This window comes from bacterium, from assembly GCA_030530825.1.
Taxonomy (GTDB): domain Bacteria; phylum Patescibacteriota; class Saccharimonadia; order Saccharimonadales; family Saccharimonadaceae; genus Nanogingivalis.
Genome location: JAUMUF010000001.1, coordinates 476,949 through 497,555, shown reverse-complemented (window position 1 = coordinate 497,555; position 20,607 = coordinate 476,949). Strand labels below are relative to the sequence as shown.

Annotated in this window: 14 protein-coding genes and 6 tRNA genes; 11 read left to right on the top strand and 9 right to left on the bottom strand. The window is 41.9% G+C overall.

What is annotated here, in order from left to right; genetic code table 11:
* A complete protein-coding gene (locus tag Q4A21_02705; protein MDO4902439.1) occupies positions 1-1,203 on the top strand; it encodes a hypothetical protein in 1,203 nt (400 codons plus the stop codon).
* Between the two features lie 35 nt (positions 1,204-1,238).
* On the opposite strand, the gene Q4A21_02700 is transcribed toward Q4A21_02705, so the two are convergent.
* The 3 genes from Q4A21_02700 to Q4A21_02690 form a co-directional block, all read right to left on the bottom strand.
* Positions 1,239-1,315, bottom strand: a tRNA-Lys gene (locus Q4A21_02700).
* Between the two features lie 48 nt (positions 1,316-1,363).
* A tRNA-Arg gene (locus Q4A21_02695) sits at positions 1,364-1,440 on the bottom strand.
* Between the two features lie 103 nt (positions 1,441-1,543).
* Positions 1,544-1,618: transfer RNA gene (locus tag Q4A21_02690), tRNA-Gly, on the bottom strand.
* A gap of 89 nt (positions 1,619-1,707) precedes the next feature.
* Here Q4A21_02690 and Q4A21_02685 point away from each other — a divergent pair.
* Positions 1,708-2,229, top strand: coding sequence for a hypothetical protein (locus Q4A21_02685; protein ID MDO4902438.1), 522 nt, complete (start codon positions 1,708-1,710; stop codon positions 2,227-2,229).
* A gap of 62 nt (positions 2,230-2,291) precedes the next feature.
* Positions 2,292-2,368 (top strand) — tRNA-His (locus Q4A21_02680).
* A 94-nt stretch (positions 2,369-2,462) separates the two neighbouring features.
* On the opposite strand, the gene Q4A21_02675 is transcribed toward Q4A21_02680, so the two are convergent.
* Positions 2,463-3,992 (bottom strand): UDP-N-acetylglucosamine 1-carboxyvinyltransferase, encoded by a 1,530-nt coding sequence (locus tag Q4A21_02675; protein ID MDO4902437.1) that lies wholly within the window; start codon positions 3,990-3,992, stop codon positions 2,463-2,465.
* Positions 3,993-4,149: 157 nt separating this feature from the next.
* Between Q4A21_02675 and Q4A21_02670 the strand changes: the two genes are divergently transcribed.
* The 5 genes from Q4A21_02670 to murB all read left to right on the top strand — a co-directional run bounded on the left by Q4A21_02670 (position 4,150) and on the right by murB (position 9,636).
* Positions 4,150-5,472: a hypothetical protein gene (locus Q4A21_02670; protein MDO4902436.1), complete on the top strand. Its 1,323-nt coding sequence runs from the start codon at positions 4,150-4,152 to the stop codon at positions 5,470-5,472.
* A gap of 102 nt (positions 5,473-5,574) precedes the next feature.
* The gene (glyA, locus tag Q4A21_02665; GenBank protein MDO4902435.1) at positions 5,575-6,843 is read left to right on the top strand and encodes a serine hydroxymethyltransferase; all 1,269 of its coding nucleotides are present in this window, start codon (positions 5,575-5,577) and stop codon (positions 6,841-6,843) included.
* A 45-nt stretch (positions 6,844-6,888) separates the two neighbouring features.
* Positions 6,889-8,388, top strand: a complete 1,500-nt coding sequence (locus Q4A21_02660) for a glycosyltransferase family 39 protein (protein MDO4902434.1) — start codon at positions 6,889-6,891, stop codon at positions 8,386-8,388.
* A 40-nt stretch (positions 8,389-8,428) separates the two neighbouring features.
* Positions 8,429-8,505 (top strand) — tRNA-Arg (locus Q4A21_02655).
* A gap of 84 nt (positions 8,506-8,589) precedes the next feature.
* Positions 8,590-9,636, top strand: coding sequence for a UDP-N-acetylmuramate dehydrogenase (gene murB, locus Q4A21_02650; GenBank protein ID MDO4902433.1), 1,047 nt, complete (start codon positions 8,590-8,592; stop codon positions 9,634-9,636).
* Between the two features lie 139 nt (positions 9,637-9,775).
* Here the strand turns inward: murB and Q4A21_02645 are convergent, their stop codons facing one another.
* Complete coding sequence (locus Q4A21_02645) at positions 9,776-10,369, bottom strand: DUF5684 domain-containing protein (protein MDO4902432.1); 594 nt, start codon at positions 10,367-10,369, stop codon at positions 9,776-9,778.
* Positions 10,370-10,447: 78 nt separating this feature from the next.
* Between Q4A21_02645 and Q4A21_02640 the strand changes: the two genes are divergently transcribed.
* Positions 10,448-11,299: a bifunctional 5,10-methylenetetrahydrofolate dehydrogenase/5,10-methenyltetrahydrofolate cyclohydrolase gene (locus Q4A21_02640; protein ID MDO4902431.1), complete on the top strand. Its 852-nt coding sequence runs from the start codon at positions 10,448-10,450 to the stop codon at positions 11,297-11,299.
* A gap of 69 nt (positions 11,300-11,368) precedes the next feature.
* On the opposite strand, the gene Q4A21_02635 is transcribed toward Q4A21_02640, so the two are convergent.
* The 4 genes from Q4A21_02635 to Q4A21_02620 form a co-directional block, all read right to left on the bottom strand.
* Positions 11,369-13,624, bottom strand: a complete 2,256-nt coding sequence (locus Q4A21_02635; protein MDO4902430.1) for a hypothetical protein — start codon at positions 13,622-13,624, stop codon at positions 11,369-11,371.
* Positions 13,625-13,839: 215 nt separating this feature from the next.
* Positions 13,840-15,081, bottom strand: a complete 1,242-nt coding sequence (locus tag Q4A21_02630; GenBank protein MDO4902429.1) for a hypothetical protein — start codon at positions 15,079-15,081, stop codon at positions 13,840-13,842.
* Between the two features lie 302 nt (positions 15,082-15,383).
* Positions 15,384-15,761, bottom strand: a complete 378-nt coding sequence (locus tag Q4A21_02625; GenBank protein MDO4902428.1) for a hypothetical protein — start codon at positions 15,759-15,761, stop codon at positions 15,384-15,386.
* 171 nt (positions 15,762-15,932) lie between these two features.
* Positions 15,933-16,009 (bottom strand) — tRNA-Val (locus Q4A21_02620).
* Positions 16,010-16,123: 114 nt separating this feature from the next.
* On the opposite strand from Q4A21_02620, the gene Q4A21_02615 reads away from it, so the two are divergent.
* Both Q4A21_02615 and typA read left to right on the top strand, forming a co-directional pair.
* Complete coding sequence (locus Q4A21_02615) at positions 16,124-18,394, top strand: hypothetical protein (protein ID MDO4902427.1); 2,271 nt, start codon at positions 16,124-16,126, stop codon at positions 18,392-18,394.
* Between the two features lie 77 nt (positions 18,395-18,471).
* Positions 18,472-20,298: a translational GTPase TypA gene (gene typA, locus Q4A21_02610; GenBank protein ID MDO4902426.1), complete on the top strand. Its 1,827-nt coding sequence runs from the start codon at positions 18,472-18,474 to the stop codon at positions 20,296-20,298.
* Positions 20,299-20,607 lie beyond the last annotated feature (309 nt).

Genomic DNA, 20,607 nt, shown 5'->3' with positions numbered 1-20,607 from the left:
ATGAAGCAACTCTTCAAAATTGGATTCGACCTTTCTTTGGCGTCGCTCAGCCCGATCGCGTCTTGGTTTTTGCTCGGCGTAATTCTTGACGCTAATTTGGTGAATATTTTTTCTTTGACTTATCCGCTTCAATTTTTGTGGCTTTTACTTAAGGATATTTTTGCGGTTGGCGGAAATCTTCTTGCTACTAAAACTCGCAATTCGCAACTTGCCGATGCTGGAATTATTGTCGGTGCGCTTATATCTGGCGTGATTTTTGGTATTTTGGCGCTCAATATCGACGGATTTATTAGATTTATGAATATGGATCCGCAGATCTATCGCGAATTTTCTCTTTATATCGTGCTTCAACTTTGGATCCAGTTGATCGTGATGATGATTATAGAAAAACTTTATTACGCCGACAAAAACACTTTAGCGAATAAATATTCTACAATTTTTAACTCAGTTAATTTTGTTTGCCTGATCGGTTCTTCTCTGCTGACTAAAAATAAATGGGTGATTGTTGGATTTACGCTGATGATGATTTTGTCGGCCGCGCTGGTGATTGTGCGGAGAGAATTACGCTTTTCGAAGATTAAATTTAATGTCTTAAGCGCTGCTCGACTTAATTCAATGGATATTTTGGAGAATTCTGTTTTATTTTTTGTCTATCTTTTGGGGATTGGGCAGGCGTTTTCTTTTGGCGCAGAATATGCGCTTGCGATCACTTTTGCGACTCTCGTGACCGATATCCAGTGGGATGTGTCGACCGCGATTCAAACTAAGGCCAAGATTGATATTGCTAAAAATCGGATGAACTTTAAGACGAGTTTTCGAGATGCGTATGTTTTGATTGCTGTTCTAGTGGCGACTTCTGTGGTGGGGTTTGTTGTAATGAAGAATTTTTATCAATTAAATTTGGTGCTAGCGGTGATTTATACAGGTATTGAATATATCGCCTATTGTTTTTATCCGCAATATCGCTTGAAGATGGACTTCCTCCAGCTTAAATATTCCGCCGTCAAAACGACTGCGGTTAAATTCTCGGCTATGATTTTTCGCTTGATTTTGGTGGTGATTTTATCTCCGATTACTCCTTTTGCGCTTGCTGTAGGGCAGTTATCGGCGCAACTTTATCAAGTTTTTTGGATAAATTTAATTTTTCATCGAAATTACAAAATCCTTAAAAACGGCAAAGCGACCAAAAAAGTTCGAAAATAAAAATCCAACTCTGCAGAAAAGTTGGACTTTTATTTTGGAGGGCCAGGAGGGGCTCGAACCCTCGACACCCTGCTTAAGAGGCAGGTGCTCTAACCAGCTGAGCTACTGGCCCAATATTGATATTTTACCGCAAAATTTAGTAAAAATCAAGTGTAAAATTTGGTACCCCCGGTAGGATTCGAACCTACGGCCAGGAGGGTAGAAACCTCTTACTCTAATCCACTGAGCTACGGGGGCTGACCACTACCATTTTAGCACAAAATTTTTCAAAATTCAAATTTTTCAAAAAAGCAAAAACTCCCGAAATTCGAGAGTTTTCACTAAAACAAAAAAGATCAAATGGTGCGGGCGGAGAGAATCGAACTCTCATCACTTGCTTGGAAGGCAGGTATATTAGCCGTTATACGACGCCCGCATATTACAATTATAGCAAATTGGATTTTGAATTTCAATAGTTTTTGCTTGAAATTTGCTAAAAACCACTGCTTATGGTAAAATTTTATTATGAAAATGAACTCTTATATCACGCGGGCTAAGTTGGAAGATGTCGCACATACTAGCGGATATGCCAAAACGCAAAATGGAGCAAGTTTTGGTGCGAGTGGTGGTGGTCGGACTTTTGCCCAGCGGCAGAGTGTGGATTATCGAAATTCTCGCGTGGGGCAATACTCCCAGTCAATATTGGGGCGGAATGATATGACTCGTCGCGGTGCCGTTCTTCAAAGTGTTGAGTCTACTCGTAAGCGGATTTTGGACAATCGGCAAATTAGAGAAGAAAATTCAGAAAGTAATAGAAGAATTGCGGGCAGTCGAGAGGATGGTGTTGGCACTGGTAATCGTCGGAGTTCTTCACTTAAACCTTGGCAGGTTGAGAATTCCACCCGAGTTGCTATGCGCCGTAGTGAAAAGAAAGATTTTTCTGGCGTCACCCAGTCTGGGATGGCAGGATTTCATGTTGGCGGAAATGGTGCTTCTAGCGCGCCAGCAACTTCGAGCAGATTTTTTAACGTTAAACCGAAGTTTTAGATAAAATCACCGCAAACTTGTCTTGAAATAATCAAAATTTTATGTTAAAATTAAAAGGCTTGGCGGATGTAGCTCAGCTGGTTAGAGCGCTGGATTGTGGCTCCGGAGGCCGTGGGTTCGAACCCCATCATTCGCCCCAAGTTGAAAATAAGCCGCGTTTCGAAGTTTCGAGCGCGGTTTTTGTTTGTCTCTGAAACTTATTAAAAACCGCCCGAGAGTTCGAGCGGAGATTTTTAAATAGTGATAGTTTCTATCTGGGCGCCGAGAGAGTTGAGCCTTTGAGCAAAATCTTCGTAGCCACGATTGATGTTGTAGACATCTCTCAGGATTGAAGTACCTTCGGCGGCGAGCATTGCGATCAAAACGACCACGCTCGGGCGAAGTGCGGGTGGCGCCACGACATCGGCTGGCTTCCAGCGGGTTGGGCCAGAGATATAGACGCGATGCGGATCAACCATTTCTATCTGGGCGTTTAATTTTGAGAGTTCGGTGAAGTAAATCGCGCGATTCTCATAACTCCAGTCGTGAAGAAGTGTTCTGCCTTCCGCTACTGTTGCGATGAGCCCAAGAAATGGCAAATTGTCCATATTCACACCTGGGAAGGGCAGTGAGTGAAGTTTGTCTTTTGGTGCGTGAAGTGTTGATTTTTTTACAACAATATCGAAGAGGCGGGTTTTGCCGTTTCGAGAAAAATATTCTGGCGAAATTTCAAATTCGGCACCCATATTTTTGAGAATGGCGAGTTCAAGTTCTGTAAATTCTGCTGGCGCACGCCTAATCGTTATCTCAGAATTGGTCACCAGCGCCACCGCCACAAAGGTTACCGCTTCGATTGGATCTTCGCTAACGAAGTATTCAACATCTTTTTCAATTTTGTCGAGTCCATGAATGGTGAGAATTGTCGTGCCGATACCCTCAATTTTAACACCTAATTTTTCAAGGAAGAAGCACAAATCCTGCACCATATAATTGGGGCTGGCGTTGCGAATGGTGATAGTTTGACCACTCAGAGCTGCCGCCATAATCACATTTTCAGTAGTAGTGTCGCCACGCTCAGTGAGAAGAATTGCATCTTTTACTTTTTGGAGGGAATTTTTAACTTCATAAAAATCACTCATCGACTCAACGCTACAGCCAAAGAATCTTAGTCCAGAAAGATGCGGCTCAACTGTACGTGCGCCAAGATTGCATCCGCCAGAAAATGGAATTTTGAAGTGCGAATACTGATGAAGAAGCGGCCCTAAGAACATCAGGATCGAGCGGGTTTTTTTAGCCGCAGCAATGTCCATATTTTCGAAGTTCAATTCACTTGGTGGTATAATTTCTAGATCGTTTTGCTCGTTGAGCCAGCGAGTTTTGACGCCGATTGAGTTCAAGACTTCGATGATACGGTTGACCTCTTCGATTCTTGCTACGCGTCTTAGAGTCGTTTTTCCTTTGTTGAGAAGGCTTGCACAGAGCAGTCCGACGGCTGCGTTTTTGCTTGTGTTGACGGTGATTTCTCCGCTCAATTCTCTCCCGCCACGGACACGAAAGTTGGTCTTTTTTTGTGAATTAACAGATACGATCTCGCTTGAAAGTTCTTCTGATATACGCGCTAGCATTTCTAGCGTGATATTTTGCTTGCCACTTTCGATACGGTTGATTGCGCTTTGCGAAGTGCCGACTTTTTCCGCCAATTCTGTCTGTGTTAGTCCGCGATGCGCACGCGTTTCTTGAATTAAGTTTCCGATTTTCTCTAAATAGGCTTGCTCGTTTTTCATAATGTGATTATATCATATTTGATATATTTAGCGCAAGGACTTTATTATATAGAAATAAGAGCTTGTTATAGTTGTGCTGTTGGTTGCTATATCTAGAATTGGAATAAATTCAGGCTTTCATTCTGGAAGGCATTATGATATAATAAGCTTAACAATTATGAGAAGAGTAAAAATTTTATCGATTATTGCAGTTTTGGCCGCACTTGGTGGCGTTATGGTTGGCGCGGATAGGCGTACTTATGCCGCACAGATTTCTGATGTAAAAACAAATGTAGAGATACAGATTCATGATAATCCCAATTCTACCGCTCCAACTGGAGTGAATCCGCCAATATCTAAATTTAATCTAAAGTTTGAGATTGACGATGAGGTTTTTCCGGATGATTATTTTACCTTTGAGACGCATGCTCTGCCGGAAATGGCAAGTCAAGATATTGTTATGGAAGGTAAGGTTGTTGGTCGTCTCCAAAAAGATAATGATAATATCATTGCTGGGAGTAGAAAGTACCAGGACGGCAAGACTGTAGACGTGTCTGACTTGAGGCCTGAGGACAACTATAGATATAAGTATACAGTTACTTTTAATGATGTTGCCAAGAGTTTTCATAGTATAGTTTTTAATTTAACTAATACCAAGAGAACAGTACAGCTTTCCATAGCTAATAAGCAGTATACAACTAGGGCGTGGGTTAGAGTTAATGATGTGGAGGTTGCATCCAAGAGCTATGATGTTGCTGCGTGGAGCAAAACCAAATATACTACTGATTTAACGCATTCTACTACTAGGTTTGATTTGAATAGGAATGAAATACTTCTTACTATCGGTGTTAGGCTTCAGGAAATACTTGGTGAAGATGGTGAGATTGAGGTATCTTTGCCTGACAATTCTCCTCTTAAATTCATCAAACAGTCGGATAAGACCCGAGAATTATCAAACTTTGTTTATGATGAGAGCACTCCAGTTAATCGCCACGGCTTAATTATTAGTGGCGCGCAAGATGCTTATTTGCCAAAGCTAAAAAACCTTGATGAATCTAAAATATCATTCATTGTTGCTGAACAGGCTTCGCCGAAGATAGTTTCTAGCCTTAGAGGCATAAATATAGGGTTGTCCGACGCTGGTAAAAAATACTTTATCGAAAATAGCGGTAAATTGCCACAGGTTGAATATATTCTCAAGATAAAGAAAGGCGGAAAGGAGATTCTATCCAAAACTGTCTCTGCAAATGTTTCTATTTCAGGAAATACGGCTGATTTTATTTCTAAAATAAACGAAAAGCTGGTTGAAGATAGTGGTGACACCAATACTAAGATCGAAGTTGAGGCTTATCCTTCTGGCACTGAGCTTACGATAGAAGAAGTTAAAGCCCCAAATACCGGTTTTACTAAGGATAGAGGGACTATTTCTGCAATCGCTCTCGCCATAACTGGCGTAGTACTTCTCTTTCACGTAGTGTATTTATTAAAAAATAAAGCTTAATTTTGATTTATAGATTTTTTGTGGATTTTGTTGTATAATGGCATAATGTTGTAGCGTAAAAATTATTCGAAAATAAAGTTAAAATTAAGGAGATTGTTATTTATGGACGAAAAAATTTTTAACGCGATTAAATCTGAAGAAACTCGCCAGCGCGAAGGGTTGGAGTTGATCCCGAGCGAGAATTATGTCTCGCGCCAAGTTCTCGATGCGCTTGGGTCGGTTTTTACTAATAAATATTCTGAAGGCTACCCCGGTAAGCGCTATTATGGAGGGCAAGAAAATACCGATATCGTGGAGACTTTGGCGATCGAGCGAGCTAAGCAACTTTTTAACGCAGATCACGCCAATGTTCAGCCGCACTCTGGCGCTAACGCCAATGAGGCTGTGTATAACGCTTGGCTCGAAGTTGGCGACACCGTTCTCGGCATGGATCTTGCGCAAGGCGGTCACTTAACTCACGGCTCGCCTGTGACTAGAAGTGGCAAAATCTACAACTTTATTCGTTACGGTTTGGATGAAAATGGTGAAATTGACTACGCTCAGATTGAAAAGTTGGCCGACAAGCATAAGCCCAAAATTATTCTGGTGGGATTTTCTGCTTATCCTGGCAAAATTGACTACGCACGAATTGCTGAGATTGGCCAAAAACACGGCTCGCTCCTGATGGCCGACATGGCGCACATTGCAGGACTCATCGCGGCGGGCGTGAGCGAAAATCCTTTCGACTACGGCTTTCACGTCATCACGACAACCACGCACAAAACTCTTCGCGGGCCTCGCGGCGGGCTGATTTTGTCGCGCGGAACAGTTTCGAATCCACTTCGTGCGCCAGAAAAAACGCTCGAAAATATCCCGACCCTCATCGACCGCAGCGTCTTTCCTGGTACGCAGGGTGGTCCGCAAATGCACTCAATTGCGGCTAAGGCGGTGGCGTTTTTTGAAGCGCTTCAACCTGAATTTCGAGAATACGCTAAGCAAATTTTAGAAAATTCCAAAGAACTTGCTGAGCAGTTGAAGAGGCGGGGCTTTAAACTTATAACCAACGGAACCGAGAATCATTTGATCCTTGCTGATATTTACGGAAGTTTTGGCATTGATGGCAAAACGGCTGAGATTGCGATGGACAAAATTGGCCTGACGCTCAACGCTAATTCGATCCCTAATGATACGCTTTCGATGTTTGCGCCGAGCGGAATCCGCCTCGGCACTCCTGCCATCACTTCTCGTGGACTTCGCGCTGAGCATATGTCGCAAATTGCCGAGTGGATGAAACTTGCCATCGAATTTCGAAATGATGAAGAAAAATTGGTGGAATTGAAAAAAGAGGTCGAAGCCTTTGCGCTACAATTTCCGCTGCCGAGTGATAGGTAGCGCGAAGCATTGTTAAATGATCTTCGAGGTGATATAATTATGCTTATGAAGAGTGCTCGAAATTTTTGGGATAAAATCTCAAAAGAGAAAAAATACAAAATTTTAGTTGCGGCAATCTTAATTTTTGCGTCTGTTTGGGCGTTGATTTTGGCATCGCGCCAGCAAGTTTGGTTTGATGAAAGTTATTCCATCTGGATAACTAAAGGTAAAAGTTTTTCGGAAACGGTTAGCCTTACCTCTGTTGACGCTCATCCGCCGTTTTACTACTTGATTTTGAATTTATGGGGAAATCTTGTTGGGTGGAACTTTTTTGGACTTAGGATTTTAAGTGTGATTTTCTTCATTCTTTCGATTTTTGTGGCGATGAAGTTTACGCAGAGTATTTTTGGGCGGAAAATGGCTATAATATCAGGCGCTGTTGTGGCATTTTCTCCTTTTTTGCTGAGATATTCATTCGAGATTAGGATGTACTCGCTTGCGAGTTTGATCACGGTTGCTTCGACTTATGCGTTATTTTTGGCTCAAAAAACTCCCAAATCTAAAAAATTATGGATTATCTACGCCATCTTGGTTGCTACTGGTATGTGGACGCTTTATACTTTAGCGATCGTATTTTTATCGCATTTTTTGATTTTAATCAGCAAGAATTTGAGTCAGAAGAATTACAAAATCTGGCAAGAAAATTGGTTCAAGTCATATGTATTGGCGGTTGTTTTATGGCTTCCCTGGCTACAAAGTTTTATTTTTCAATTGAAAAACTCCGCATCTTCGGGTATCGGTGATTACATTGGCTTCTCTCAGATAGAAAATATGTTTAATTTTTTGTTCTTTTATCAGCCAGTAGGGGCGGTGGCGCCAATTTTTGCCCTTGTAGGCTTACCTTTAGTGATATGGCTAGTGCTTCAAAATAAAAAATATTTCTCTGAAAGCAAAATACTTTTCCATTCGGCATTTGTGCCTTTCTTGATTACGATAGTCCTTTCTCAGCCGATTTGGCTCAAAAAGCCGTTTTTTGTGGAGCGATATATGTCTCAATTTGTGATTTTGGCGTATCTGGTGTTGGCGATTTGTATAGCAAAAATACTTCTTTTGAGTAATAAAAGACGAAGTTTAGTCATTGTTGTGTCTATTCTTGTGGTTGTGATTGTCGGAAACTTTAATCTTTGGCGCGTTGGTAACTTTAATTTCCAGAACTATCGTCTATCTAATGCGCGGGAAAATATGGACAAAATTGCTTCAATTTGTGGTAAAAATACAGTAGTGATGGATGATATCTATCTATTTATGGAGTTGGAATTATATAATGATTCGCGCTGTGATTTTAGGATTTTTACGCCAGACGCAAGAAGTTACGGTGGTGGATACGCTCCAATCAATAACTTCGAAAGACGAATTATTGGTGCGGATATTTTTAAGACGCCTGACATCTTGGCTGTAATGAATAAAGATAAAAAACCTGATTTCTTGGACAGGTTTATTGAACAAAAGCAAGAAAATTTACCCTACTTTGAAAACCTCTCTATCTATAAATTATCCAAAAAATAACTTGAAATTGTGCTCTCGATATGATAAAATATAAACATACGCGCCCGTAGCTCAACTGGATAGAGTACTTGGCTTCGAACCAAGCGGTTGTAAGTTCGAATCTTGCCGGGCGTACCATAGAAAGCGCATCTCAGGCAGGTGCGTTTTCTTTTGTGCCTAAATGCTTGCGTCAATTATACCATATATGATATAATCTAAAATATGATAGAATTTGAATCTCTCCTAATTGAGCAAAACATTAATCTTGCTAGTCTTACAACTATGAGACTTGGCGGGAATGCTAGATATTTTACCAGATGTAATAGTATAGAGCAGATCCGTTCCGCGATCAATTTCGCCGATCAAAACAGTCTGCCGATTTTTATACTTGGGGGTGGTAGCAACTTGATTGTCCGCGATGCGGGCTTTAATGGGCTGGTGATTAAGAATGAGATTCTGGGCGTAGAGAAGATTTTTGAAGATGAAGAATCGGTGATTTTCTCTGTTGGCGCAGGTGAAAACTGGGATAAACTTTGTCGCCAGATCATTGAAAAAGAAAATCTGAGCGGTTGTGAGTCTATGGTGATGATTCCGGGCACAGTTGGGGCGCTGGCTGTTCAGAATGTTGGTGCTTATGGTCAAGAAACTGTCGATATTTTTGAGGGATTGGACGCGGTTAATCTTGAAACTGGCGAGATTGAGACTTTTTCTCGCGAGGCGTGTCGGCTGGGTTACCGCAGTAGTATTTTTAGGGAAGAAAAGGCTGGCAAATATTTCATCACCACTGTTAGGCTTAAATTTAATAAGCATTTTACTCCGCCTGAAAATCTTTATATTTCTGTTGAAGAATATTTTAAGCAGAAAAATATCCCTCGCCAAAATCTCACGCCCAATGATATTATGCGCGCGGTGATATATCTCCGGAGCGAAAAACTGCCCGACCCGAGCGACATTCCAAGTGCGGGGAGTTTTTTTAAGAATGTTGAACTTTCTCGTAAGGAGGCGGAGAAATTCAAAATTAAACATCCCGACGCGCCGATTTTTTATGAACAAAATAAATGTAAAATACCGACGGGCTGGCTGATTGATAGGGCGGGGCTAAGGGGTAAAATACTCCACGGAATGCGCCCGCACGATAAAAACGCGCTGATTTTGACCAATATTTCCGCGCAGAGTTATAGCGATCTCGACTTGGCGCGGGCTGAGATTAAGCAGGCGGTACGAGATAAATTTGGTTTCGAAATTGAGCAAGAGCCACTCGAGCTATAGTTGAAAATATTTTTATCAATAGGCAAAATAAAATTTATCTATAGTTAAAAATAATTTTATCTATAGATAAAAAAGTTTTTATAACTATATAAAAATCCCTCCATAACTATTTGGAAGGATTTTTATATAGTTGTAGAGATTATTCTGTCTTTTCGGTTGATTCTTTAACCACTTCTGCTTCTTCTGTTTTTGGCTTTTCTTCTGATATTATAGCCTCTTGTGGGGTTCCGGCAGGCTCTTCTTCAACGACTTTGTAGCCAAGAATAGTGCCTTTTGCTAAGGATTCTTTACCGAGAGAATCATTCCATGGATTTTCAGTATTTGCCATTTGGAAATACCAAATTATAGTAGTGATTCCAGCAGTTAAAAGTCCAAGAGGGTAAAGGAAGAACGAGTCTGCTTTACCGAGTTTCTTGCTGATTTCATTAGCTGCAAGAATGCTGATTACGCTGACAGCAATGCTTCCAACATACGGAATCAATCCCAATAGTATAAGCGCGCCGTTGTAGCCACCAAGTTCGAGGAATTTCCACATATTCAAGAATGGCACCCAAGCCTTCCAAGACTCAATGCCAGCCTTTTTGAAGATCTTTGACAAAGGCCAAGACATTAGGACATAAATTGCTACGCCAATTGTAATGGCGAAGAAAAAAATACCCGCAACTGCCATAAGACCAGCAAATATATCTGAGTCATTCATCATTGGTGAAGAATTATATGAGTAATTATACATTTTTTCCTTTCGTTAGTTTATTCTATAATTATACTGATTGAGTTTGAAAAAATCAATACTTCGCGATATAATTTAAGAATGAAGATATTGAACGGTGCGGAACTCCGCGATTTTATTAAAGAGCGTCAGGCCAAGCAGGTGCGGGCTTTGCGCCAAAGTTGGCGAGTTGTGCCAAAACTTGTGATATTTTACCACTCCGATAGTGCGGTTGTGGAGACTTATATGAGACTAAAAAAGCGCTACGGCGAAGATATTTTGGTTGAAGTTGAGCAGAGAAAAGTTGAAATTGACACCTTGAAACAAGAAATTCAAAAGGCCAATGCGGACGAAAGCATCCACGGAATTATTGTTCAGTTGCCGCTTGAAAATAATAATGGCGAGCGCGTTACGGGCGACGATTTGGATGACATCCTGCGCGAGATTGCGCCAGAAAAAGATGTCGATGGCTTGAACGGCGGAGCATTCGACCCTGCTACCGCGCAGGCAATAAATTGGCTCCTTGCTGGCTACAATATCGACCTTTCGAAAAAGAAGATTGCGATCGTTGGTCGTGGGCTTTTGGTTGGCGCGCCACTTTATCGAATGTGGCAAAATTCTGGATACAATGTCGAAATTTTTGGCCGTGATAGTGCGGATAAATTAACAGAAATCTTGCCTCAATATGATGTAATTGTTAGCGCCACGGGTGTTCCAGAACTTATAAAAAGTGAGATGTTGAAGAATGGCGCGGTGGTGGTTGATGCTGGCACGGCTGAGCAAGGTGGAGAGATTAAAGGTGATTTGGCAGAAAGTGTCAGAGAGTCTCGGCAAGATTTAACTTTGACGCCCAAAATTGGTGGTGTCGGACCTTTAACGGTTGCGGCGCTAATCGACAATGTGATAATTTCTGCTCGGCGCGTGGCACAAGAAAAAGGTCAGCAGGATCTATAAAATAAAATACCCTTCGGAATGAAGGGTATTTTGGTCGAAGCCTTTAGGCTCCAAGTGGAGCGGTCAGGCTTATTTTTTGAGGCTTACGAAGTAGTAGCCAAAAGCAGTTGTTAGCGAGAAGATCGCCAAGATTGCTTGAAGGTCGGCACCAGTTCGTGGCAATTCTGCTGGAACAGATGGGGTTTGTGGTGCTGGTGGAGTTGGAGTTTCTTTTGGTGGAACTTCAACATTTGCGCTGTCACATCCATCGTTGTCGCCAGGAATTGTTGGAGTATCGACACAGGCGATGTTCTTCATTTTACCAACTTTTAGGGCTTGCGCCTTAATTGTGATGGTTTGCTTTTCACCAACTTTGAGGGTTGGGATTACATATGTAAGAACGTCATCTTTAATTTCACCCTTGTCGCTACTGATAAACTTGATGTTTTCAGGAGTTTTGTCGGTTACTTTGACATTTTTAAGATCTACATTTCCAGTGTTTGAAACGGTGATTTCGTAGTTGAAATCGCGGTTCTCTGGAGTGATGAGATTTTTAACGCCATTTACAGTCTTCTCGATCGAAATTGAAGGAGTGTTAACTTTTGGCAATTCTTCAACGATAATTTGCTTTTCGCAAGTTGAACTTTGTGCGCCGTTAGAAATCACAGTTGCTTTAATTGTATATTTACCAACAGTGTTGATCTCGATGTTAGTCTTTGATCCGTTGTTTTCGAAAGTCTTGACAATTTGACCGTTTGAGTTTTTAATTTCGTATTTTACGGTAACGTTATTTACGACATTAATTTTAGTAATATTGACAGAAACTTCGAATTTTGTCCTTGAAATCTTTGAGATTACCAAGTTTTCACACTTTACGATTGGAGTTTTTGGTTCTTCGTATTTAACTTCAAAAGTGTAAGAACAGTTGGCGTTGGTGTTTTCGCCGTTAGCCGTAATGATTGTTGAAGTTACGGTGTATTTCTCATTCTTGTACTTATCGACGGTGAATTGGAATTTTTCATTCGCGGCGATAGTTTTGTTTGCAATAACTGTTCCGTTGGAGGTTTTTACGATGTAGCGAACGCCAGTGATTTGGGTGTGCTCAACTTTGTAGGAAGTTGTGGCCTCGTAAGTCACTGATCCGTATGGACGGCCATTATTGTAGGTTGGGTTTGAGCCACTGATCGCACTGATTGGTTTAACTGTAAGAGCTGTACACTGATAGACTGGAACTTTTAGTTGTTCACAAGTCTTGTTTACACGGACGCTAGCAGTGTCATTTTGAACAACTTTTTGATCGCTTGCTTGAGCAAGGTTAGTCAAAGTGTTTGTACCGCAGACTGGCAATTTGGCGTTTTCTACAACTTTTGCTCGAAGTCGAACGATTGCGTTGCTTCCAGCGGTGTAAGCGCCCATATTTGCGCCGTGATCTCCAAGAACTACGGTATCATCGATGCTTGCGCCTTTGAAGCCATTGTTGGCGTTGTATAATTTTGCGCTACCCTTGATATATTCAAGACCGTTAGGCAAAGTGTCTCGAATTACGAGATTTTTGATGGTCGAAGTGCCTTCATTTTTGGCGTCGATTTGAAATTCAACTGTGTCGCCAGATTTGGCGTCAACAATTTCGCTCCATTTTTTCTCGCCGCCGATTTTTCGAACAGTCTTCGAAAGGCTGATTTTTGAAACTTCGGCAAATTGTGGTTTAACAGTAATAACTACCACGCCAGAATATTTCATACAACCTGGGATTCGGCCGTCCATTTTATCGTAACCGAGTTTTGCGCCAGTTGAAGTCATAATACTGTCTGGCAATTTGGTTCCATTTTTGAAAACATTGTTTTCATAAATCGCAGAACCTGCCACATATGCCAAGTTGAAATCTTGGTCTGCTACAAAGTTGGCGCCATCATGGACTTGGCCAGGGTTGGCGTTGCTTGCAGAAACCGCACCAAGCACTTGGATGTTACGGCCAGTTGTAGTTGGCAAGTTGAATTTTGCTGTCACATTTTCCGCTACAAGATTAAGATTCTCGCTTGCGTCATTGTGAACGTACATTCTAACTTGGTATTCTTTGCCTGGTTGAACCTTCATTTGATTGGTCCAGGCTGCGTTTGAACCTTTTTCTCTAATACCCACAAAGTCGGTCTCGCTACCGCCAATTACTGGGTTGTTGGAAATCGAGTTAAAGGTGATGTATGGGGCAGGGCTCTCCATTGTGAAGAGTTTTCGATCTGGTCCCCAAGCCTGTGCGGCGATAAGGCCGACAGTCGCTACGGCTAATGTTGAAAGCATCACAGGGTGAGATTTCGCAAAAGTCGCAACTTTTTTCAAAAAGTTTCTCATAACTTTTCCTCCACTTGTTAATTATTTATAGAATTATATCATAAATTTGTTAAAATGTCAATATTTTTGTGTTTCGAAGGGTAAAATTCTGGTCGAAATTCCGAATTGTTAATCTAAAAATTAGGTCGATTGAATTATCAAACAATGAAAATCCCAAGCGGTAAATGAACCGCTTGGAATTATAATGTGCTTGGAGGATTGAAACAAATGAGTTTCTAATCATCCATAGGGATCTCGTTGGCATCTTTACTGCCATCGTTGACTCCTTGATTGGTTGTTCCGCCATTTTGCACTGGTGGAACGACTACATTTTGACCAGTTAATCCTGGTCTAGTGTCTCCACTAGGGGTTTGAACTGAGCCGTCTGAACCCACGTTCGTTCTCCCGTTGGAATCACTAAAGCCTCCGTTGCCTTGCCAATTACTTGGCGGCGTAACGCCACCGCCGCTACCTTGATTGCCTTGTGGGGCAGAAGGTTGAGTAGTTTGCTCAGAAGGTTTTGGCGCTTCTGGAGCAACATACTCGGCTGGTGGCTCAACCCAACTTGTTGGTGGGTTGTTTGAGCCATCAACCTTGCCTCCGCCTTGTGGCATTGGAGGTGCTTCTTCTGCCTTCTTAGGCACAGTTGTAGTGCTTGGTGGGGGAGTTTGCGTTGTTGGCGGTGGAGTCTTCTCCTTTGGCGGAGTTGGTGGCGCAGGGATTTCCTTCTTTGGCACCGTTTTATACGGTGTGTGAAGTTGCGCATTTTCACAATAATAATTGTGATAGTATGCTTTCCCGTTATACACCACCTGAAGCATTTGGTAATTGCTCCAGTCGCGAGGATTTTCATCCTGCACTAGCACACCCCCTTTGCCCATACCTGTTGAAGTTGTATTCTTCATCAGGTCAAAGGCTCCACTTTCGAGAGTAGCGGTAGTGAAGATCTTCTCAACTTGATAATACGCGTTTTGCGCATCTTGGGTTAAGAATCTCTTACCGCCTTTTTCCTCTGCCAGCTTGGCTGGAACCGGAATTCCGTATTGACGAAGTAGGTTTTCGAGTGCCACCTCGTTGTGGCGACCGCTCCACAGGATTTGGCTTACCGCCGCTTGAGGGGAGTTTGCTCTAATGGCATCCTCTCCAGGGCGAGACGGTGAGATTTTCATCTCTTTGTTTGGTATATTTTTTATATCAAACAATTGAAATCCATCTCCAGCCTTATCAGCAGTGATGATAGTTTCAAGATTTTTGTTAGAAATCTCGGTAAACTTGTCATCTTCCTTGAAGTAGTCTCCAAGGTCTGCCGCTGTTTCTTCTTTCTTGGAAGAAGACGCCACGCTCGCAACGGCTTGCTGCGAAGCTACTGCTTTATTTTCTTTAGGCTTATTCAGCCAAAAGAGAAAAAGTATGCCAGCTATTGCTAGCCCGACCAACAGGGCGGCCATCAGCTGCCCTAGTATTTTTGAATTCTTCATCGTTTCAATCCTCCTCATTTTTTATTTTCACCCCAAAGGGTGAATTGAATCGATGATTGTGTTGTCTTTACGACAACGATCCGCCAACCTCAATTGAGGGGTCGTTGCCGTAAAGTTCAATAACTCAATTGACCTAATTTTTAACCTCCGTCGACGCATAGACTCCGCCGATTGCCTTGATTATAGCACAAAATATTAAAAAAGTCAATAATTAAAGCATAAACTTACGATAAGCACAAGCATTTTAGAAAAAAGAAAACCTCTCCGAATAGGAGAGGTTGAGAAAGTTGCGCTGGAGTATTTCAAGCTTTCGCCTCGTCCTCTTTTTGGATTTCTTCCCAAAGCCGTTTAACTTTGGCAAGGAATCCCTTCTTGCCGCGATTTTTATCGATAAATTTACTGATAAAGACTTGTGTGGCAATGATTAGCCCTCCCAAAATCCACAATAAGAAATTGTTTGGGATTTGTAGCGATAGGCCAATCAGGAAAAAAGACATCCTCCATCCATTCCTACCAAAGAAAGATATGATGTTTATCTCTCTGATATAGTATGCTGATATTAGGGCGGCGATCGCTATGAACGTAGTTGTTCCAGCTACGAGAGTTGTGCTCTCAAAGATTCCGCCAATATTAATCCAGTTAAGGATAGAGATAATAAGTTTTGTGAGAAGATGAATCATCCTCGACACCTCCAAATTTTTAATTTACTTCTCGGCTCTTTTTGAACGCTGAAGCATAATTTTATTTTAGCATAAAAATGCTAAATGTCAAGATATGTGAGAGTTCTTAAAACAGATGATAATAAAAATAAAACGCCAACCATTAAGTTGTGCGTTTCGTCAAATAATTACTGGTGGGTGATTAGGGACTCGAACCCCAGACCCTCTCGGTGTAAACGAGATGCTCTAGCCAACTGAGCTAATCACCCAATGTCTTGATTTTAGCACAAAAAATCCTGCTGGTCAAGAGTAAAATTGGATTTTTTATATTTTTAACACAAAACCTTGAAATTTTGCGCGTAAAATGATTAAATATAAGCATTATGAAGCGATTTTTTTGGGTGGTGATTTTATCTTTGATGTCCGTATTGCTTTTTGCTGGAGCTACTAATGCTTCATTAGTTGGCGAAACTGGAGTTACGTTCGAAAAACAATATGAAAGAGCTAAAAAAGAAGGTTGTAAGGCTTTCTATCAAGCGGGTGCTGGTGGAACTGTAAATCCTAGTAGAGATAGTCAAGAGTGTGATAAAGCTATTTCTAGGAAAGATAAGTCTAATGGCAAAATTATTTCTAATGCGCAAGAGTGGCTCTTGACTAAATGTACTGCTTATGCTAAAGTTGATCATTCTCGAGGCAATATAACTACAAGCACTGATAATTCTAAAAAATGCTTAGCCGAATCTAAGAAGCAGGGTTTTGCAGCTAACAATACCGTCGATGCTCAAGATCAAATCACTCAAGGTACTCAGTTGGGAACTTCGCAGCAGAAAGAGGAGGGGGGCGGTGGCGGAAAAAAAGACAACACCTCCTGCGAAGTCCAGTGGGTTGGCTTTGTTGTTTGTCCTGGAGCTCGCATTGGAACTGCGATCGTAATTAATCTTTATAATGTTATTGCTAAGAATCTGCTAGAAATTAAAGCAGGAAGTCTTTTTAGGCAAGGCAACCCCGCCTATAAAACTTGGAATGACTTTCGAAATATAGCCAATGTGCTTTTGGCGATTGTCGTTGCGGTAGTGATTTTTTCGCAAACAACCAATGTCGGGATTTCTAATTACGGCATTAAACGGATGCTGCCGCGGATTATACCTTATGCTGTGATTATCAATATTTCGTTCTGGGCAGTAGCGGCGCTAGTAGATCTTTCTAATCTTTTGGGCTACAATTTTTATATGTGGCTTGGTGCGAGCGGTGGATGGGACGCTGCCAAAGAGACTGGCGGAATGGGCGATTTGGTAAATTCGATTCTTACTGGCTCTGCTGAGATTGCCGGCTTTGCCGCCGTGACGGCGGTTCTGGTGGCAACCGTTGCCGGTGGAAGTATTTTGGTGCTTCTGCTTCTTGCTGGGCTTGCTCTACTCTTGATGTTTGTGATTTTAACTGGTCGTCAGGCGGTGGTTGTGATGCTCGTCGTTATTTCTCCTATAGCGTTTGTTTCTTCAATCTTACCGAATACAGAAGGTTTTTATAAGAAGTGGAAGGGCTTTTTGAAGGCGATGCTGATGATTTATCCTATCTGTTCTTTGATGATAGGTGGTATGATCTTGGCTTCAAATGTACTTTATGGAACTGCCGATAATGCATTGTTTAAGATGATTTATGGGCTCTTGCCGATTGTTGGTTTGTTTGCTGCTGCTGCGGTCATTAAGGGTGTGGCTTCAGTATTGGATAATCTTACAGGTACAAAAACCTTCTCTAAAGCTCTGGCGAAGACTGAGGGAGCTAAAAGCGCCGTCAAAAATAGTCCAATCAGTAATGCGGAGAGAAGGTTTTGGGGTAGTAAAAGGCGAAATTATATGGAGAACCTTGAGGCTAAGAAGCCTAACAGTAAAAGAGTCCGCGCGATACGTGCTTGGCAGAATCTTGGCAATAGAGCCACTAGAGGCGCATCTGAACTAGCGAATGACAACAAAAAATTCCAAAATCAGCAAACTTTTGATGTGCTCAATCGTATGGAAGAGGCAGGAAATCTTACAGATCCTGGCTTGAGCAGAGAGAGAAACAGGCTACAAGCGGAATTTAATAAAGAACAGCATGAACAGCACCAGTCTGAAGGCGCAATTATCGCCTCCAATATGGCTGGAAACACAACAAAATACAACGCAGCCTTTCAGAATATCAAGGACGGCGATGACTTTGGTAATCTTGCTGCGGCAATTCATAGTGACACACTGCTCGAGAATAAAGATCGTGCTGAGCTCATGAAAGCTCTTCTTATGAGCGTGAGCGCCGATGTAGCCAATAAGTCCAAAGATACGATCTCGCGCGTAATGAGCAATTACACTAAAAAATACGAGGACAGTGACCCTTCGATCAACGAGATGTCCAAAAAACTCTATCGAGAAGGCACTGCTCGGCTCGACCATAATGATCTTGAGGGATTTCACGGATCGATGTCTGCTGAGCGTGTGGCTAAACTTAGCCTTGGCGAGCAAAAGGCGCGCACTCAATTTATGAATACGTCGGCCAGCCTTCAAACTAAAAATCGAATGGCGCAGGTTGATAATATGGTTTTGTCTAATCAGAATCTTAGAAATAATTCTCGCGAAGATACGATTGGCGAGATTGAGCGCCGAGCTAATTCTCAAAGGCCATAATTTCATTTGATTTTTACAGTAAAAAATGTTAAAATATCCAAAGTTCTAAAAATAATTTTAATCAAGAAAAGAGATTTATGAATCCAGAAAAAATCAGGAACGTGGCAATTATTGCTCACGTTGATCACGGTAAAACTACGCTCGTTGACGGGCTTTTGAAGCAATCTAACACCTTTCGAGACAATCAGGCTGAGATGAGCCAAACTTTGCTTATGGACTCGGGCGACCAAGAATCTGAGCGCGGAATCACAATTACCGCCAAGCAGACTTCGATTTACTACGGTGACTATAAGATCAATATTATTGATACGCCTGGTCACGCCGATTTTTCGGGCGAGGTTGAACGCACTCTCAATATGGCTGACGGCGTGATTCTCGTCGTTGACGCGCAAGAAGGTCCGATGCCACAGACTAAATTTGTGCTTTCGAAAGCGCTCGAACTTGGCTTGAAGCCAATCGTCGTGATGAACAAGATTGACAAGCCTGCGCGCCGAATTACAGAGGTGAATGACGAAGTTTCGAACCTCTTTTTGGAGCTCGCTACGCAGGACGACCAACTTCTTTACCCAACTTATTACGCGATTGGTCGCGACGGCAAAGCGTGGGCGGAAGTTCCAGAAAATCCAGAAATGCCAGCAGATTTTTCTCCGATTTTCAATGCGATCATTAACGAAATCCCTGCACCGCAGGCTGACATGAACGGCGACTTTCAACTTCTTACCACATCTTTGACTTACGACAACTTCCTCGGTAAGTATGCTATTGGTAGAATTGCTCGAGGTAAGGTTAAAAGTGGCGAAAATATTGCCCTTATCAAAAGAAATGGTGAGATCAAAAAGGCCAAAATCGACAAACTATTTGCCTATCGTGGCTTGAATCGTGAAGAAATTGCAGAGGCTTTTGCTGGCGATATCGTGGCGATTACGGGTGTTGCGGAGGCAGAAATCGGCGAGACTCTCGCAAGTATTGAGAATCCTGAGGCTTTGCCAACCATTGAAATCGAAAAGCCAACACTTTCGATGTATCTTGGCCCAAATACTAGCCCAATGAAGGGTCGCGAGGGCGAGTTTACGACTTCTCGCCAGATTGGCGACCGTCTCAAAAAGGAACTTGAAACCAACGTTTCTCTTCGTGTTGAAGAAACTGGAATTGGATTTATTATCTCTGGTCGTGGTGAACTTCACCTTTCTGTTTTGATTGAAACTCTTCGCCGTGAAGGTTTTGAGTTCGAAGTTGGCCGCCCGCAAGTTGTCACAATTCAAGAAGATGGTGTTGAAAAAGAGCCTGTCGAAGAACTCATCATCGAAATTTCGCCAGAATTTTTGGGCGCCGTATCTCAAGAGATGGGTGTTCGTCGTGCCGAGATGGTATCTCAAGAAAATCTGCCAACTGGCGCCTCTCGTTTGACTTATAAAATTACGACTCGCGCGATGATTGGACTTCGCAATTTGATGCTGACAGCAACCAAGGGTACAATTATTATGAATACTTTGCCTGCGGGCTATCAACCGATGGGTCCTAAAATTCCATCGAGCCGCAACGGTGTGCTTTTGGCGTTTGAAAAAGGCATCACGACACCTTACGCTCTTCAATCAGCAGAGTCTCGCGGCGAACTTCTTGTTGGGCCTGGAACAGAGGTTTATGCCGGTATGATTGTTGGTCTTAACAATCGCCAAGAAGATCTCGAAATTAACGTCGTGAAGGAAAAGCATCTCACGAATATGCGCTCAAAGTCTAGTGATGGCAATGTTCAGTTGACGCCATTTACAGATCTCAGCCTTGAGCAGTGTATTGACTTTCTCGCAGATGATGAACTTCTCGAGGTTACACCTGAAAATCTCCGACTTCGAAAGCGCTACTTGGATGCCAATGAGCGCAAGCGAATGGCAAAAACTGGAAAATAGTTTCTTCTAATTGATGAAATACCGGAAAAATAGCAAAACAAAAAATCGCCCCAAGGACTAAAAGGGCGATTTTGATTATTTTAGAAATTAGCGATTTCGATTAACGCGAACATCAACGCTATAACTACTATCTGTTTGTTTGATTTTTACTACCTTAAACATCGGGTAATTTTCCTTCCTAATGATGGTTTTTATTTTTTAATCTTTTTTGTTTTTGTTCATCATTATGTTTTGTATTATAGCAGAATAATTATAAAAAGTCAATACCTTTTGGCCAGAAAATTTGACAAAAGTTAAAATAACAGATAT